Annotated in this window: 16 protein-coding genes; 15 read left to right on the forward strand and 1 reads right to left on the reverse strand. The window is 76.2% G+C overall.

Annotation, left to right across the window (positions count from 1 at the left end):
- The first annotated feature begins 37 nt into the window (after positions 1–37).
- The 7 genes from ACN26Y_RS16475 to ACN26Y_RS16505 all read left to right on the forward strand — a co-directional run bounded on the left by ACN26Y_RS16475 (position 38) and on the right by ACN26Y_RS16505 (position 7,505).
- Positions 38–1,537, forward strand: a complete 1,500-nt coding sequence (locus ACN26Y_RS16475; protein WP_155331121.1) for a potassium/proton antiporter — start codon at positions 38–40, stop codon at positions 1,535–1,537.
- A 221-nt stretch (positions 1,538–1,758) separates the two neighbouring features.
- Complete coding sequence (locus ACN26Y_RS16480; protein WP_007463005.1) at positions 1,759–2,178, forward strand: TraR/DksA family transcriptional regulator; 420 nt, start codon at positions 1,759–1,761, stop codon at positions 2,176–2,178.
- 68 nt (positions 2,179–2,246) lie between these two features.
- Positions 2,247–2,957 carry a signal peptidase II gene (gene lspA / locus ACN26Y_RS16485; protein ID WP_155331122.1) on the forward strand — a complete coding sequence of 237 codons (711 nt, stop codon included), beginning with the start codon at positions 2,247–2,249 and terminating at the stop codon, positions 2,955–2,957.
- The gene (locus tag ACN26Y_RS16490; RefSeq protein WP_422732973.1) at positions 2,954–3,898 is read left to right on the forward strand and encodes an RluA family pseudouridine synthase; all 945 of its coding nucleotides are present in this window, start codon (positions 2,954–2,956) and stop codon (positions 3,896–3,898) included. Before lspA ends, ACN26Y_RS16490 begins: the two co-directional genes overlap by 4 nt.
- Positions 3,899–4,016: 118 nt before the next feature.
- Positions 4,017–5,042, forward strand: coding sequence for a hypothetical protein (locus ACN26Y_RS16495; RefSeq protein ID WP_422734941.1), 1,026 nt, complete (start codon positions 4,017–4,019; stop codon positions 5,040–5,042).
- Between the two features lie 77 nt (positions 5,043–5,119).
- A complete protein-coding gene (locus ACN26Y_RS16500; protein ID WP_422732974.1) occupies positions 5,120–6,556 on the forward strand; it encodes a MinD/ParA family ATP-binding protein in 1,437 nt (478 codons plus the stop codon).
- Between the two features lie 61 nt (positions 6,557–6,617).
- Positions 6,618–7,505, forward strand: coding sequence for a DUF2567 domain-containing protein (locus ACN26Y_RS16505; RefSeq protein WP_155331125.1), 888 nt, complete (start codon positions 6,618–6,620; stop codon positions 7,503–7,505).
- On the opposite strand, the gene ACN26Y_RS16510 is transcribed toward ACN26Y_RS16505, so the two are convergent.
- Positions 7,420–8,124 carry an LON peptidase substrate-binding domain-containing protein gene (locus tag ACN26Y_RS16510; RefSeq protein WP_155331126.1) on the reverse strand — a complete coding sequence of 235 codons (705 nt, stop codon included), beginning with the start codon at positions 8,122–8,124 and terminating at the stop codon, positions 7,420–7,422. The genes ACN26Y_RS16505 and ACN26Y_RS16510 overlap by 86 nt on opposite strands.
- 106 nt (positions 8,125–8,230) lie before the next feature.
- On the opposite strand from ACN26Y_RS16510, the gene hisD reads away from it, so the two are divergent.
- From hisD to ACN26Y_RS16550, 8 genes are all read left to right on the forward strand, one after another.
- Positions 8,231–9,553: a histidinol dehydrogenase gene (gene hisD, locus ACN26Y_RS16515; RefSeq protein ID WP_155331127.1), complete on the forward strand. Its 1,323-nt coding sequence runs from the start codon at positions 8,231–8,233 to the stop codon at positions 9,551–9,553.
- 76 nt (positions 9,554–9,629) lie between these two features.
- Entirely contained in the window at positions 9,630–10,703 is a 1,074-nt protein-coding gene (locus ACN26Y_RS16520) for a histidinol-phosphate transaminase (RefSeq protein WP_366598987.1), read from the forward strand.
- Positions 10,700–11,311 (forward strand): imidazoleglycerol-phosphate dehydratase HisB, encoded by a 612-nt coding sequence (hisB, locus tag ACN26Y_RS16525; protein ID WP_155331129.1) that lies wholly within the window; start codon positions 10,700–10,702, stop codon positions 11,309–11,311. Before ACN26Y_RS16520 ends, hisB begins: the two co-directional genes overlap by 4 nt.
- 58 nt (positions 11,312–11,369) lie before the next feature.
- Entirely contained in the window at positions 11,370–11,543 is a 174-nt protein-coding gene (locus ACN26Y_RS16530; RefSeq protein WP_196255867.1) for a hypothetical protein, read from the forward strand.
- A gap of 58 nt (positions 11,544–11,601) precedes the next feature.
- Positions 11,602–12,234 (forward strand): imidazole glycerol phosphate synthase subunit HisH, encoded by a 633-nt coding sequence (gene hisH, locus ACN26Y_RS16535; protein ID WP_155331130.1) that lies wholly within the window; start codon positions 11,602–11,604, stop codon positions 12,232–12,234.
- Positions 12,235–12,267: 33 nt separating this feature from the next.
- Complete coding sequence (locus tag ACN26Y_RS16540; RefSeq protein ID WP_155331131.1) at positions 12,268–12,591, forward strand: hypothetical protein; 324 nt, start codon at positions 12,268–12,270, stop codon at positions 12,589–12,591.
- Between the two features lie 16 nt (positions 12,592–12,607).
- A complete protein-coding gene (gene priA / locus ACN26Y_RS16545; RefSeq protein WP_155331132.1) occupies positions 12,608–13,333 on the forward strand; it encodes a bifunctional 1-(5-phosphoribosyl)-5-((5-phosphoribosylamino)methylideneamino)imidazole-4-carboxamide isomerase/phosphoribosylanthranilate isomerase PriA in 726 nt (241 codons plus the stop codon).
- An 85-nt stretch (positions 13,334–13,418) separates the two neighbouring features.
- Positions 13,419–16,163, forward strand: a complete 2,745-nt coding sequence (locus ACN26Y_RS16550) for an AAA family ATPase (protein WP_422732975.1) — start codon at positions 13,419–13,421, stop codon at positions 16,161–16,163.
- The last annotated feature ends 44 nt before the right edge of the window (positions 16,164–16,207 follow it).

Here is a 16,207-nt window from a genome sequence, read left to right on the forward strand (position 1 = left end):
GCGGTGCCCGCCCGGGCCCCGCCCGCGCGGACCACCCGTGAGTCCCGGTCTGGAGGTCGCGCTCCTGCTCGGCGCGGCGGTGCTTCTCGTGGCGGTGGGCGCGGTCCGCCTGTCCACCCGGCTCGGCGTACCGAGCCTGCTCGTCTACCTCGCGCTGGGAGTGGCGATCGGCGAGGCGGGGCTCGGCATCCGCTTCGACGACGTCGACCTCACCCGCACGCTGGGGTTCTGCGCGCTCATCCTGATCATCGCCGAGGGTGGGTTGAGCACCCGGTGGAGCACCCTGCGGCCGGTGCTGGGGCTGTCCGCCGCGCTCGCCACGGTCGGCGTGGTGGTGAGCATCCTGGTGGTCGGGCTCGTCGTGCACCTGTTGCTCGGGCTGGACTGGCGGCTGGCGCTGCTCTACGGCGCGGTGCTCTCCTCGACCGACGCGGCGGCGGTGTTCGCGACCCTGCGCCGGCTGCGGCTGCCGCCCCGGCTGGTGGCGACCCTGGAGGCCGAGTCGGGCATGAACGACGCCCCGGTCGTGCTGCTGGTGGTGCTGCTGTCCCGGCCCACGGTCGAGCACCCCTGGTGGTACGAGGTCGGCCTGGTCACGTACGAGTTGGGCCTGGGCGCCCTGGTGGGCTTCGCGGCCGGCGTGGGCGGGCGGTGGGCGCTGCGCCGGGCGGCGTTGCCCTCGGCGGGGCTCTACCCGATCGCGGCGGTCGGGCTGACCGTGCTGGCGTACGCGGCCGGCTCGGTGCTGCACGCCTCCGGCTTCCTCGCCGTCTACGTCGCGGGCGTGCTGCTCGGCAACGCCCGGCTGCCGCACCGCCAGGCCATCCTCGGCTTCGCCGACGGGCTGGCCTGGCTGGCCCAGATCGGGCTCTTCGTGCTGCTCGGTCTCCTGGTGTCGCCGAGCCGGCTGGGCTCGGCGGTGCTGCCCGCGCTGGTCGCCGGGCTCGCGCTGGTGCTGCTCGCGCGGCCGGTCTCGGTGGCCGCGTCCGCCCTGTCGTTCCGGGTCGGCCTTCGGGAACAGGCCTTCCTGTCCTGGGCGGGGCTGCGCGGGGCGGTGCCGATCGTGCTGGCCACCATCCCGCTGTCGGAGCGGGTGCCGGGTGCGGACCGGCTCTTCGACGCGGTCTTCGTCCTGGTGGTGATCTTCACGCTGGTGCAGGCCGGCACGCTGGCCCCGGCCGCCCGCTGGCTGCGGGTGACCGCGCCCGCGGAGGCGGCGGAGATCCGGGTGGAGACGGCGCCGCTGGAGCGGATGCGGGCCGACCTGCTCCAGCTGGAGGTGCCGCCCGGCTCCCGCCTGGCCGGGGTGCACGTGGACGAGTTGCGGCTGCCGCTGGGCGCCTCGGTGACGCTCGTGCTGCGCGACGGGGTGGGTTTCGTACCCGGCCCGGACTTCCGGTTGAAGACCGGCGACAGCCTGCTGATCGTGGCGACCCACGGGGTGCGCGACCAGGCGGAGCGCCGGTTGCGGGCGGTCAGCCGGCAGGGCCGCCTGGCCCGGTGGTTTGGCGAGTACGGCGAGGACCGGGATGGTTGATCTGCTAGCGTTCCTTTTGCCCCGATATGGCATGAGTAGGGGCTGAACGACGGGGCGTCGGTGCGGCACGTTGTCGGACGCCTGTACGTTCCGTATCCTTGCCAACCTCCGGAGTGCGCTGCCCTGTGGTGGCGCGCCCGTTTCGTACCTGGGGGCGCCGAACGCGGCGACCCCTGTCCAGGTGCCGCGGTCCCCGCGGCTCCGCGGCCGAGGGAGCGACGATGGCGAAGCCAGCCGACACCAGGACCGCCGGCCGCAAGCCGGTGGCCAAGGCCACCCGCAGCGCGGCGGAGACCGAGAAGATCCGGGCGGCCCTGGCGGCGCGGCGCGACGAGCTTCGCGCCGAGTACGATCAGACGCTGAGCGAGATCACCGAGCTGCAGCGCGATCGGCTGACCGACTCGGCCGGGGACGACCAGGCCGACACCGGCACCAAGACGTTCGAGCGGGAGCAGGAGATCTCCCTCGCCAACAGCATCCTGGAACGGATCACGCAGGTCGAGCGGGCGCTGGAGCGGCTCGACGAGGGTGGTTACGGCTGGTGCGAGCGGTGCGGCAACCCGATCCCGGTGGAGCGGCTCGCCGCCTTCCCGTCGGCCACCCTCTGCGTGACCTGCAAGCAGCTGGAGGAGCGGCGCTGAGGCGACGCTCCCCGGCGGCGGAGAGGAGGCGGCGCCCCGGCGCCGCCGCGAGCGTCGATGGGGAGCAGATGACCGCAGCACCGACCCCCGGCCCCGGCCGCGCCCGGACCGCCGGGCAACCCGGCTCCGACCGTCAGGCCGAGCCGGCCGGCCAGACCGGGCCCGCCGGCGACAACGGGCCCGCCGACCCGCCGACCCGGGGCGGGCGTACGCCGCGGCGACGGGCCCTCGCGGTCCTGCTCGGCGTCGGGCTGACCTCCCTCGCCCTGGACCTGCTCACCAAGCACCTCGCCCTCCAGGCCCTCGAGGACCGCGCGCCGGTCGAGCTGTTCGGTGGCCTCGTCTACCTCAGCCTCACCCGCAACAGCGGTGCGGCGTGGAGCATCGGCGCCGACCACACGTGGATCTTCCCGCTGATCACCATCGGCGTGGTCGGGTGGATCCTCTGGATGGCGCTGCGGCTGCGCTCGCTGCCCTGGGCGCTCTCGCTCGGCCTGGTGCTGGGCGGTGCGCTGGGCAACCTGATGGACCGGATCTTCCGGGCCCCCGGCTGGTTCGTCGGCCACGTGGTCGACATGGTCAGCCTCCTCGACCCGTACGGGCGGGTCTGGCCGGTGTTCAACCTGGCCGACAGCTCCCTGGTCTGCGGCGTCATCCTGGCGGTGCTGCTCGAGCTGACCGGCCGCCAGCGCGACGGCAGCCGACTCGGGCGCGACGGCCGTCCCGTCGAGGCCGCCGACGCGGCCACCGGCGACGGCGAGCCGCGGGGGCGGGCATGACGTCGGCCTTCGCGGCCGGCGGTGACCAGCGTTCGCTGCCGGTGCCCGACGGCCTGGACGGCCTGCGGCTCGACCAGGCCGTCGCCCGACTCTTCGGGCTCTCCCGGACGACCGCCGCGGCCCTGGTCGACGCGGGTGCCGCGCTGGTGGACGGCGCGGTCCGGGCCAACTCGCACAAGGTGCGGGCCGGGTCCTGGCTGGAGGTGACGCTGCCGCCACCGGCCGCCCCGCCCGCCGTGGTGCCGCAGGCCGTGGCCGGCCTGACCGTGGTGTACGCCGACGACGACATCGTCGTGGTGGACAAGCCGGTCGGCGTGGCCGCCCACCCCAGCCCCGGCTGGACCGGCCCGACCGTGGTCGGCGGGCTGGCCGCGATCGGCCACCGGATCTCCACCAGTGGCGCCGCCGAGCGGCAGGGCGTCGTGCACCGGCTGGACGTCGGCACCACCGGCATCATGGTGGTCGCCAAGAGCGAGCAGGCGTACACGGTGTTGAAGCGGGCGTTCAAGTACCGCGAGGTGGACAAGCGCTACCACGCGGTGGTGCAGGGCCACCTGGACCCGCTGCGCGGTACCGTCGACGCCCCGATCGACCGGCACCCCCACCACGACTACCGCTGGGCGGTCGTCTCCGGCGGCAAGCCGAGCATCACCCACTACGACACGCTCGAGGCGTTCCCGGCGGCGAGCCTCGTCGACGTCCGGCTGGAGACCGGCCGCACCCACCAGATCCGGGTCCACTTCTCGACGCTGCGCCACCCCTGCGTCGGCGACCTCACGTACGGTGCCGACCCGACGCTCTCCGCCCGGCTCGGCCTCGACCGGCAGTGGCTGCACGCCCGCGAGTTGGGGTTCCGCCACCCCCGAACGGGGGACGAGGTGCGCTTCGTCAGCGACTACCCTGACGATCTGAACCGCGCGCTGGCACTCCTGCGGGACTGACGGCGGCGGCGACCGCCCCAGCACGTGTCTCACGGATCTCGCCGGCCGGACCCGTTCCGGGTGTCGACGAGATCCAGGAGACCCGCCCGTGACGACCCGACGAGGGGGACCCCCGCCCGTGCGCGCCGGTGACCTGCTGCGCCAGCTGGACCAGCAGCTGCTGCCCCGCCTCCTGGCCGCCGCCGGCCGGCTGGGCCAGGGCCCGGCCCGGCCCCGGGTGCTGCCCACGGTGGCGCTGCTCTCCTGCGCCGCCGTGCTGCTCACCGCCGTCTGGGCCACCGACGGCGCTCCGGTCGGCGACCGCACGGTGGGCGAGGTCACCCGGGTCGGGGTGGCCGCCGGGGACTCCATCCCGGGCTACGTCCAGGCGGCCGCGGCCGACCTGGCGGCGATGCCGGCGGCCGTCCCGTCGTCCGGCGACGGCACGTACGCGCTGGTCTCCCTCTCCGCGTACCTGACACCGCAGCGGGCGGCCAGCGTTCTCGGCGACGTGCCGGTCGCCGCCGTCTTCGGACGGGTGCCGCTGCCCGACCGGCAGACCGAGATCGTCCGCATCGCCGCGCAGCGGCTGCCCGACGACGCGGTCGCCGCCATGGGCGAGGTCGCCGCCCGCAAGGACCGGGAGGCCGCCGACTACCTGGCGCGGGCCGCTGCGGTGACCGGTGGCGGCCCCGAGGAACGCGAGCTCCGCCAGTGGTACGTCAGCGGCGCCGAGGTGGCCGCGGCGGAGGCGACGGCCTACCGCACCGGGTGCTCCTGCCTCTACGCCGCGGTGGTCCGGGCGGAGCCGGTCGCCCTGCGCCGCGTGGCGTCCCGGCCGGGGGTGCGGGTGGTGGACCCGGCTCCGGAGGTGCGCCGGCTCGATCGCACCGTCTTCACGCCTCCGTTGCCGGAGCAGGACGAGGTGGCGAGTCCGCCGAGGGACGCTGCCGTGCCCCCGCCCGCGGCCCCGGCGACCGCCGATCCGGTCCCCAGTTCGGCCGCCGCGCCGACGCCCGACGCGGGCGCGACCCCGTCGCCGGCACCACCGGTGATTAATTCGTCACCGGTTCCGTCGACCACGCCGCCGTCACCGGCGACCTCGCAGTCGCCGGTGACCTCGACAGACTCCTCCGAGATCCGCTCGCCGGAGCCCACTTCCTGACAGTGGGCGGGCCCGCCGGTGCGCGTACCGGTGTGGCCCGAATAGGGTTTCGTTCGTAGCCTGTCAGGCGGAGCAGGATGGCGTCGGGAGGGCGAGCCGTGGAGGGCAGCGAGACCGGCTGGGGACGGTCGGCCGAACCGGCACCGCGGTGGCGGGCGCTGCTCGACCGGGCGCGGCTGGCTGGCCGCGCCGTTGAGCAGGGCGAGTCGGACCGGCGGGCGGATTCCCCGGCGCCCGAGCCGCTGCCCCGGCGCGCCGCCGGCAACGGCTACGCCGCCCGGGTCCCGGCCGTCGGGCACCCCGCGGAGCTGTCGTACGGCGCCGAGCCCCCGCCCTACGGCGCGGAACCGCCACCGTACGCCGGCGGCCCGCGGGACGACGCCGGCTACCGTGCCGAGGCGACCTACCGGGTGGACCCGACCTACCGGGCCGACCCGGCGTACCGGACGCCGCCGGCTCCGCGCCCGGAGCCGCGCTACCCCGAGCCCGAGCCGCCCCCGCCGGCCCAGTCGCGGTACGCCCTGCTCGACAACGGCTACCGGCACGCACCGGTCGACCCGCGGTACGCGCCGCCGGGGACCGGCCACCAGCCCGAGCCGGCGTACGCGCCGCCGGGGACAAGCCACCAGCCCGAGCCGGCGTACGCGCCGCCGGCCGCCGACCGGGGATACGCCCGGGTGGAGTGGCGGCCGCAGGCGGTGGAGAGCGAGCGGGAGCGGGCCGCCTCGGTGCTCCGGCGCGAGCTGGGCACCCCCCGGGTGCTCGCGTTCGCCAACCCGAAGGGCGGCGTGCACAAGACCACGGCGACCGTGCTGGCCGCGGCGACCGTGGGCAGTATCCGCGGCCGTGGCGTGCTGGCCTGGGACGACAACGAGCTGCGCGGCACCCTCGGGCTGCGCGCCGGCAGCGCCCGGCACGCGCGCACCATCCGGCACCTGATCAGCGACCTCGCCCACATCGAGATCAAGGACGGGCCGGAGCTGCTCGACCAGCTCGACGACTACCTGCGGCACGCCTCGGACGGCTCGTACGACGTGCTGGCCGGCGAGGAGAGCCCCCGCTTCGCCCAGCGGCTCGACCAGTTCACCGTGCGCCGGGTGCTGGAGCTGCTCCGGCGTACCCACGACGTGATCTGCGTGGACACCGGCAACAACGTGGAGAGCGCCAACTGGCGCACCGTCATGCAGGCCGCCGACCAGCTGGTGGTCACCACGGTGCCCCGGGAGGACGCGGCGTTCAGCGCGGACTGGATGCTCGACCTGCTGCACGAGGTCGGCATGGGCGAGCTGGCCGACAACGCGGTGACGCTGATCTCCTGCCCCACCCCGGGCCGCACCGACCTCCAGGCCGACCTGGAGCGCCACTTCGCCACCCGTACCCGGGCGGTGACCGTGGTGCCGTACGACCCGGCGCTGGAGAGCGGCTCGTCGATCGAGTACCACCAGCTCCAGCCGGCGACCCGGGAGGCGTGGCTGAACGCCGCCGCCGTGATGCTGGAGCCGTTCGCCCGCTGACCGGCCGGGCGTCTCGTCCACCGGCGACCCGTCGCGGCGCCGCGCCTGAGAGGATCACGGGGTGAGCGCGGACACCCCCGACCCCGACCGCCCCGAGCCACGGCCCGCGGCCGCGGCGCCGCACGCCGAGCCACCAGTCGAGCCGCCCGCACCGGCCGTGCCGCGGGAGCGCCCGTCCGGCGGCGACCCGACGACGCCGGTCGCGGCCGAGGGGCCCGCTGCGGCGAAGGGCCCGCCGGTGGCGCCCGTCGGCGGGCCGGCCGGCCCGGTGTACCCGGCGACCTGGTACGACGGTCCGCCCCCGGTGGCGGAGGAGCCACCCCGCCCGCGAATCGCGCGGGCCGTGGCGGCGGCCCTCGGCCTGGTGGTGCTCGGCGCGCCGCTCGGGCTGCTCTGGGCCGCGGTGGCACCCGACACCCCGGTGGTGCGGACCGCGGAGGGCGCCATCTACGGCGAGCCGCAGCCCGAGCAGCCGATCGCCGCCGACGGCTGGTTCAGCCTGCTCGGTCTCGGCTTCGGCGTGCTGGCGGCGATCGCGCTCTGGTTCGTGCTGCGCCGGGGCCGGGGCCCGGTCGGGCTGCTCGCCGCGGTCCTCGGCTCGCTCGGCGCGGCGCTGGTCGCCTGGCAGGTCGGCCGCCGGGTGGGGCTGGCCACCTTCGAGCGGCTGCTGACGACCGCCCCGGAGGGCGAGGCGTTCGGCAAGCCGGCCGACCTGCGGGCCGGCGGGATCGAGTGGGTGCTGGGCGTGCTCCCGGTGCCGTACGGCAACGTGCTGCTGCCCGCGTTCGGCGCCGCCGTCGCGTACACCCTGCTGGCCGGCTGGTCCCGGTGGCCGTCGCTGCACCCCGGGCCGGTGCCCGGCGTCAGTTGGGGGTCGGCGGCGACGCGAGTTCCCCCAGCGGCACCGGCACCGCCCGCACCTGGCGCAGCAGAGCCGCCTCGCGGTTGAGCAGCCGCAGCTCGGCGCGGAGCCGGGCGGCGGTGTCGTCGATCGCGAGCAGCCGCTGCCGGTCGGCGACGGTCAGCGCCGCGGTCGCGGCGACCAGGTGCGAAAGGACCGTCGGATCCTCCGGGAGCTGCTCGGAGATCTCCTCCGGGTCGGCCCGGACCAGCCCCAGGTACTGCCGGAACACCGCGAGCACGCGGGCGGCGAGCAGGCCGGCGGCCTCGTCCGGGGTCGCCGGCTCGGGCAGCCACTCGACCTCGGCGGTCAGGTAGGGCGCGCCGGCGCGGTCGACCTCGCCGACGCGGAACCGCCGCCGGCCCACGGTGACGATGTCGAAGCCGCCGTCCGGCAGCTCGGTCACCTGCCGCAGCTCGGCGGTGCAGCCCACGTCGTGCAGCGTGAGCTCGCCGCCGTCGGGCAGCGGACGGCCGTCCGGCCCCTTCGGGGCGACCTCCCAGCCGGCCCGGATCGCCACCACACCGAACTCCCGCGGCGCGCCGTCGGGAAGATCGACCAGGTGCCGGACGAGCGCGCGGTAACGCTCCTCGAAGATGTGCAACGGCAGCACCAGACCGGGGAAGAGGACGGTTCCGAGCGGAAACACCGGCAGCCGCGCAGTCACGCGTCGAGCGTATCCGGATCCGGTCCCGGCGGCGTGTCCCGGCTCACCGTCCCGTCGTGCGGGCGGTGCCGGTCGGTGCCGGACGTGTCCGCCTAGACTCGCAAGGGTGCTGAACCGGATCGACCTGCGCGGCGGTGTCCGTGACCCGCGCCGCCTGTTGCCTCGTGCCCAGCTCGACGTGTCCGTGGCCGTCGAGCGGATCCGCCCCCTCGTGGAGGCGGTGCGGGAGCATGGCTACCCGGCGATCCGGGAGGCGAGCGAGCGGTTCGACGGGGTCTGCCCGGACGTGCTGCGCGTGCCCGCCGAGGTGATCGCCGAGGCCGAGGGGACGCTCGACCCGCAGGTGCGCGCCGCGCTGCTGGAGTCGATCACGCGGGCCCGGCGGGTGCACGCCGACCAGCGCCGCACCGACCACACCACCCAGGTGGTGCCCGGCGGCACGGTCACCGAGCGCTGGGTGCCGGTCGACCGGGTGGGCCTGTACGTCCCCGGCGGCCTGGCGATGTACCCGTCGACCGTGGTGATGAACGTGGTGCCCGCCCAGGCGGCCGGGGTGCGCTCGCTGGTCGTGGTCAGCCCGCCGCAGAAGGACAACGGTGGCCTTCCCGACCCGCGCGTGCTCGCCGCCTGCGCCCTGCTCGGGGTGGACGAGGTCTACGCCGTCGGCGGCGCGCAGGCCGTGGCGATGCTCGCGTACGGCGCCGCGGTCGACCCCGCCGGCACGGTCTTCTGCGCGCCGGTCGACATGATCACCGGCCCGGGCAACATCTGGGTGACCGCCGCCAAGCGGCTGCTGCGCGGCGTGGTCGGCATCGACGCCGAGGCCGGCCCGACCGAGATCGCCATCCTCGCCGACGACACCGCCGACCCGGCGCACGTCGCCGCGGACCTGGTCAGCCAGGCGGAACACGACCCCCTCGCGGCCAGCGTGCTGGTCACCCCGTCGACCGCGCTGGCCGACGCGGTCGAGCGGGAGCTGGCCCGCCAGGTCCCGGCGACCAAGCACGCCGAGCGGGTCACCACGGCGCTGTCCGGCGAGCAGAGCGGCATCGTGCTCGTCGACGACCTCGAGGCGGGGCTGCGGGTGGTCGACGCGTACGCGGCCGAGCACCTGGAGATCCAGACCGAGAACGCCCGCGACTGGGCGCTGCGGGTCCGCAACGCCGGCGCGATCTTCGTCGGCGCCTGGTCGCCGGTGTCGCTCGGCGACTACTGCGCCGGCTCCAACCACGTGCTGCCCACCGGCGGCTGCGCCCGGCACTCGTCCGGCCTGTCGGTGCAGTCCTTCCTGCGGGGCATCCACCTGGTGGAGTACACGCGGGACGCGCTGCGCGAGGTGGCGCCGCACGTGGTCACCCTGGCCACCGTCGAGGACCTGCCGGCGCACGGCCAGGCGGTCAGCGCGCGCTTCCCGGGGGAGACCCCGTGAGCGAGCGGAGCGAGCGAACCATCGGGCTCAGCCCTCGCCGCCGTCAGGGCGGCGCCGAGCGGAGCGGGGCGGCGGCATGAGTGCCCTGGACGACCTGCCGATCCGGGACGACCTGCGCGGCCGGTCCCCGTACGGGGCGCCGCAGCTCGACGTGCCGGTCCGGCTGAACACCAACGAGAACTCGTACCCGGTGCCCGAGGCGGTGGTGGACGCCATCGCCAAGGCGCTCGCCGTCGAGCTGCGCGACCTCAACCGCTACCCGGACCGGGACGCGGTGGCGCTGCGCGCCGACCTGGCCGCGTACCTGGGGCACGGGCTCACCGTCGACCACGTGTGGGCGGCCAACGGCTCCAACGAGATCCAGCAGCAGCTGCTCCAGGCGTTCGGCGGGCCGGGGCGCAGCGCGCTCGGCTTCACGCCGGCGTACTCGATGCACCCGCTGCTGGCGCTCGGCACCGGCACCCGGTGGGTGCCCGGCCGGCGCGGCGCCGACTTCGGCCTGAGCGCCGACGACGCGGTGGCGCAGGTCCGGGAGCACCAGCCGGACGTGGTGTTCCTCTGCTCGCCGAACAACCCCACCGGCACGGCCCTCGACCCGGCCGTGGTCGCGGCCGTGCTCGACGCGGCGCCGGGCATGGTGGTCGTGGACGAGGCGTACGCGGAGTTCGCCCGGCCGGGCACGGTCAGCGCCCTCGCGGTGCTGCCCGGGCACCCCCGGCTGGTGGTGACGCGCACGATGAGCAAGGCGTTCGGGTTCGCCGGCGGGCGGCTCGGCTACCTCGCCGCCGACCCGGCGGTGGTGGCGGCGGTGCAGCTGGTCCGGCTGCCGTACCACCTGTCGGCGCTCACCCAGGCCGCCGCCCGCGCGGCCCTGGCGCACCGCGACGCCCTGCTCGGCACCGTCGCGGCGATCATGGAGCAGCGGGACCGGATCGTGGCCGCCCTGCGTGCCCGCGGCCACCGGGTGGCCGACAGCGACGCCAACTTCGTGCTCTTCGAGACCCGTGGTGACCAGGCCGCCGCCTGGCGGACGCTGCTGGACGCCGGGGTACTGGTCCGCGACGTCGGCCTGCCGGGCTGGCTGCGGGTCACCGCCGGCACGCCCGCCGAGACCGACGCCTTTTTGTCTGCGATGGAGAAGCTGTCATGAGTCGGACCGCCCGGATCGAGCGGGTCACCAAGGAGACCAAGGTCCTCGTCGAGATCGACCTCGACGGGACGGGCCAGGCCGAGATCAGCACCGGTGTCGGCTTCTACGACCACATGCTGAACCAGATCGCCCGGCACGGCGGCTTCGACCTGACCGTGCAGACCGTCGGCGACCTGGAGATCGACGCGCACCACACGATGGAGGACACCGCGCTCGCGCTGGGCGCGGCGTTCGACCAGGCGCTGGGCGACAAGGCGGGCATCCGGCGGTACGGCTCGGCCACCGTCCCCATGGACGAGGTGCTGGTCCGGGCCGCCGTGGACCTGTCCGGCCGGCCGTACGTCGTGCACGACGAGCCGGCGCTCGCGCCGTACATCGGCCCGGTCTACCCGACCAGCATGACCCGGCACATCTGGGAGTCCTTCGGGCAGTCGGCCCGGATCACGCTGCACGTGGACGTGCTGCGGGCCGCCCGGCCCGGCGGTCACCCGGACGCCCACCACGTGGTGGAGGCCCAGTTCAAGGCGGTGTCCCGGGCGCTGCGCGAGGCGACCGCGATCGACCCGCGCTCGGCGGGCGTGGTGCCGAGCACGAAGGGCGCCCTCTGATGAACGCGAGGAACGCAGTGCGGCGCAGTACCGCGGTCGCGGATGGCGGAGGGCTCTGATGGCGAGCCTGCTTCCGATCCTGCTGCTGGTCCTGGCCGGGGTGCTCGCCGGTGGGGTGCTCTCGTTGCACCGGCAGGGGGCCCCGCGCGGGGCGCTGGCGGTCACCGCGGTGCTGGCCGTGCTGGCCGCCGTGGCCGGCGGGTTGTGGCTGCTCCCGGGGGAGGGGTCGTGAGCGAGCGGTACAGCGCACCGGCGTCCCGCGGCGGCGCCGACCGGAAGGGGGCGGCGGCATGAGCCGTGTGGTGGTACTCGACTACGGTTCGGGCAACCTGCGGTCGGCGGAGCGCGCGCTGGCCGCGGCCGGTGCGGACGTGACGGTCACCGACGACCTGGCCGCCGCCGCCGACGCGGACGGCCTGGTGGTGCCGGGCGTGGGTGCGTTCGCCGCCTGCATGGCGGGCATCGAGGCGCTCGGCGCCGGCCCGGTCATCGCCGGGCGGGTCGCCGCCGGCCGGCCGGTGCTCGGCATCTGCGTCGGCATGCAGGTGCTCTTCGAGCACGGCGACGAGCACGGCGTCGTGACGAAGGGCCTCGGGCTGCTGCCCGGCGGGGTTACGAAGCTGCCGGCCCGGCGGCTGCCGCACATGGGGTGGAACACGGTGCGTCCGCCGGCCGGTTCGGTGCTCTTCGCCGGCCTGTCCGGCGACAGCCGGTTCTACTTCGTCCACTCGTACGCCGTCGGCGACGTGGCCGGGCTCGCCGCTGCCGGCGCCGCCGTCACCACCGCCCGCCACGAGGCCGAGTTCGTGGCGGCCGTGGAGCGCGGCCCGCTCTCCGCCGCCCAGTTCCACCCGGAGAAGTCCGCCGACACGGGTGCCGCGCTGCTGCGCAACTGGCTCGCGACGCTGCCCGCCGGTGACTGAGAGACTGCCGGGAAGCGGCGCCGGGGAGGTCCGATGAGCAAGGAACGGGCCCGGCGCCGGGCCGTGCGGGAGGCGGAGGCGGCGCGGGAGCGGGTGGTCCGGGAGCGGCGGCTGGCCCGCCGGGCCCGCCGGCGGGCACTGGTCCGCCGGCTGACGCCCACGGTGCGCCGGGGGCGGACCGGCCGGCTGCCGCGGCACAGTCGCGGGGAGCGCGCCGCGATCGTGGTGCTGACCGGGGCGGCGATCCTGCTGATCTGGTCCCTCGTGGACGATCTGGCGCTGCGACTCGCCCTGGTCGCGCTGCTGCTGCTCGTACTGCCGGCGATCGTGGTGATCGCTCTGGACCGTCGTACCTGATCCGAGGAGAGATTCCGTGAGCCTCACCCTGTTGCCCGCCGTCGACGTCGCCGACGGCCAGGCCGTCCGCCTCGTGCAGGGCGCCGCCGGCAGCGAGACGACGTACGGCGATCCTCTCGACGCCGCGCTCGCCTGGCAGCGCGACGGCGCCGAGTGGATCCACCTGGTCGACCTGGACGCGGCGTTCGGCCGGGGATCCAACGCGCACCTGCTCGCCGAGGTGGTGCGGCAGCTCGACGTCAAGGTGGAGCTGTCCGGCGGCATCCGGGACGACGAGTCGCTGCGGGCCGCCCTCGGCACCGGCGCCGCCCGGGTGAACATCGGCACCGCCGCCCTGGAGGATCCGGAGTGGTGCGACCGGGTCTGCGCCGAGTTCGGCGACCGGGTCGCGATCGGGCTCGACGTGCGGGGCCGTACCCTGTCGGCCCGGGGCTGGACGCGCGACGGCGGTGACCTGTGGGAGGTGCTGGAGCGGCTCGACAAGGCCGGGGCGTCGCGGTACGTGGTCACCGACATCACCAAGGACGGCACGATGCGCGGGCCGAACCTGGACCTGCTGCGGGAGGTCTGCGCCCGCACCGACGCCCCGGTGATCGCCTCCGGCGGCGTGTCCACTCTGGACGACCTTCGGGCGCTGGCCGCACTGGAGCCGGTCGGTGTCGAGGGCGTGATCGCCGGCAAGGCGCTCTACGCCGGCGCCTTCACGGTGGCCGAGGCGCTGGAGACACTGGCCGCCGCCTGAGCCCGGCCGCACAGGATCGTACGGGTGTCGGGCGACCCGCCGTTCGTGCTCGACCGACCGCTGTTCGCGCTGCCAGACTGGCTCGGTGAGCGGGGCGGTCGTCGGCCGGGACGAGGTGATCGACCGTGCGCGGCGTGCCCTGGCCGAGGGGCGGCCGGTCCTCCTGGAGGGCCCGGCGGGGATCGGCAAGACCGTCGTCCACCGGGCGATCCTGGACGCGGCGCGTCGCGACGGCTGGCGCGTCCTGGACTGCGCGCCGACGGAGATCGAGGCGGGGTTGCCGTTCGCGGCGTTGGCCGACCTGCTGGCCACGCTGGCCGACCGGGTGCCGCGGCTGCCCGCACCGCAGCGTGCCGCGCTCGCCAACGTGCTGCTCACCGACGAGGCCACCCAGCCGGTGGACGAGCGGTCGGTCGGGGCCGCCACGCAGGCACTGCTCGGCGCCGCCCTGGCCGATCCGGCCGAGCCGCGGCTGCTCGTGGCGGTCGACGACGCTCCGTGGCTCGATCCGCCGAGCGAACGGGCGCTGCGGTTCGCCCTGCGCCGGCTGGTGCCGCGGGTCGCCGTCCTGGCGACCGCCCGCGTCGAGCAGTCCGGCGCCGAGCCCGCGCCGCTGGGCCTCGACCGGGCCGCCCGACCGGAATGCCTCACGCTCGACCCGCTGGGCGTCGGGTCCCTGCACCACGTTCTGCGTGCCGAGCTCGGCGCCGCGCTGCCCCGACCGCTGCTCGTCCGGATCGCCGGTGAGGCCGGCGGCAACCCGCTGCTCGCGATCGAGCTGGCCCGGGCGGTGCTCCGGATGCCGCACCCGCCGGCACCCGGGGCCGACCTGCCGGCCGCGCCGTCGCTGCGGGGCCTGGTCGTCGACCGGCTCGCCACCCTTCCCCCGCAGACCCGGGACGCGATCCGCCTGGCCGCCCTGTCCGGCGTCCCCACCCTGGCCGGGCTGGCCCGAGCCGGCGTGCCACCGAGCGCCTTCGACGCCGCGGAGGAGGCCGGCCTGGTCACGGTCGGCGGTGACGTGGTCGGGTTCGCCCACCCGGTGTACGCGGCGGCGGTCCGTGCCGAGATCCCGCCGGGGGTGCGCCGGCGGCTGCATCGGCTGCTCGCCGACACCACGGAGAACCCCGACGAGCGGGCCCGGCACCTCGCCCGTTGCGTGACCGGGCCGGACCCGGCGGCGGCGGCGGAGATCGCGGCGGCCGCCGACCGGCAGCGGGCCCGCGGGGCGCCGGAGACGGCGGCGGGCCTGTACGACTGTGCCGCCCGCCTGGTTCCGCCGCCGGTCGGGGAGCACGCCCGATGGCGGCTGGCCGCGGTGCAGTGCCGGTTCGACGGCGGTGACTTCCCGGCCACCAAGGCGGCGGCCGACCAGGCGGCGCGGGAGTTGACCGGTGCCGCGCGGGCGGAGGCCCTGCTGCTGCGTGCGGTCGTGGCGTGGAGCTCCGACGAGCCGCCGGGGGCGGCCGAGCGGGCGGCCGAGGCGGCACTCGCGGCCGCGCCTGCCGGCTCGACGCTGGCCGGACGGATCCACGCCCACCTCAGCCTGTTCCGGGACGCCCCGGACCCGGCCCGGCACCACGGCGAGGCGGCCATCGAGCTGCTCGCGGGCAGTCGGAACGATCGGGACATGCAGGCCGCCGCGTTGCTGCTGCTGTTCCTCAACGAGGTCCGTGGCGGGCTGCCGGCGCGCACCGAGCTGCTGGACCGGGCGCTGGAACTGGAGGGGCCGGCGCCGTCGTGGCTGGCGGGGATCGTGCCGGCGGTCTGGTGGCGGGCGATCGACGAGCACGACCGGGCGCGGGAGCGGCTGCACACCCTGTTGGACCGGGCCACCATGCGGGGTGACGAGCCGTCCCAGCACGAACTCCGGACCCACCTCGGGGAGGTCGAGCTGCTCGCCGGCCGGTGGCCGGCCGCCGCCGCGCACATCGCCGCCGCCCGCGAGTTGGGCGAGCAGAACGGCAGCGACCAGGTCGGCGTGAAGTGGCTGGACGGGCTGCTGCTCGTGCACCGCGGCCAGCTGGCCGAGGCCACGCGGATCGCCGAGTCCGGGCTGCGCCGGGCGGCCGAGACGGACGACGAGTGGTGCCGGCGGATCCACGAGCAACTGGCCGGCTTCGCCGCGCTGATCGACGGCCGGCTACCGGCGGCCGCCCGGCACTACGGCGACCTCGCCGCCACCATCGACCAGATGGGTCTCGTCGAGCCGCTCGCCCAACGCTTCGAGCCGGACTGGCTGGAGGCCTGTGTCGGCGCCGGTGACCTGACCACCGCGGGGGCGGTGCTGGACCGGCTGGCCGCCCGGCACCGGCGGCTGCCCCGGCCGTGGACCACGCTCGGACTGGCGCGCAGTCGCGTGCTGCTGGCCGGGGCCCTCGGCCGGGACCCGTCCGACGCCCTCGCTGAGCTGGTCGCCGCCCGGGCCGCCGTGCCGGCCGACGTGCTGCCCTTCGACCGGGCCCGGTGCCTGCTGGTGGCGGGCGTCGCGTACCGGCGGCTCCGCAGCCGGCGCGAGGCGCGGGACGCGTTGGCCGCGGCGGCCGTCGAGTTCGACGCCCTCGGCGCGGTCGCCCTGGCGGCCCGGGCCCGGCTGGAGGCGGGCCGGACAGGTGGCCGCCCTCCCGCGCCCCGCCAGCTCACCGCGACCGAGCTGCAGGTGGCCCGGCTCGCCGCCGCCGGCCGGACCAACCGGGTCATCGCCGACACGCTGTTCATCAGCCCGAAGACGGTCGAGGCCAACCTGGCCCGGGTCTACCGCAAGCTCGGTGTCGGCAGCCGCGCCGAGCTGGGCGCGGCCATGGCCCGGGGCGCCGACGTCGAAGCATAGGGAAACACCCGATTACCCGGGTGGCGCGGCGACCTAGCGTCGGC

The organism is Micromonospora sp. WMMD558, from assembly GCF_049315255.1.
Classification (GTDB): Bacteria; Actinomycetota; Actinomycetes; order Mycobacteriales; family Micromonosporaceae; genus Micromonospora.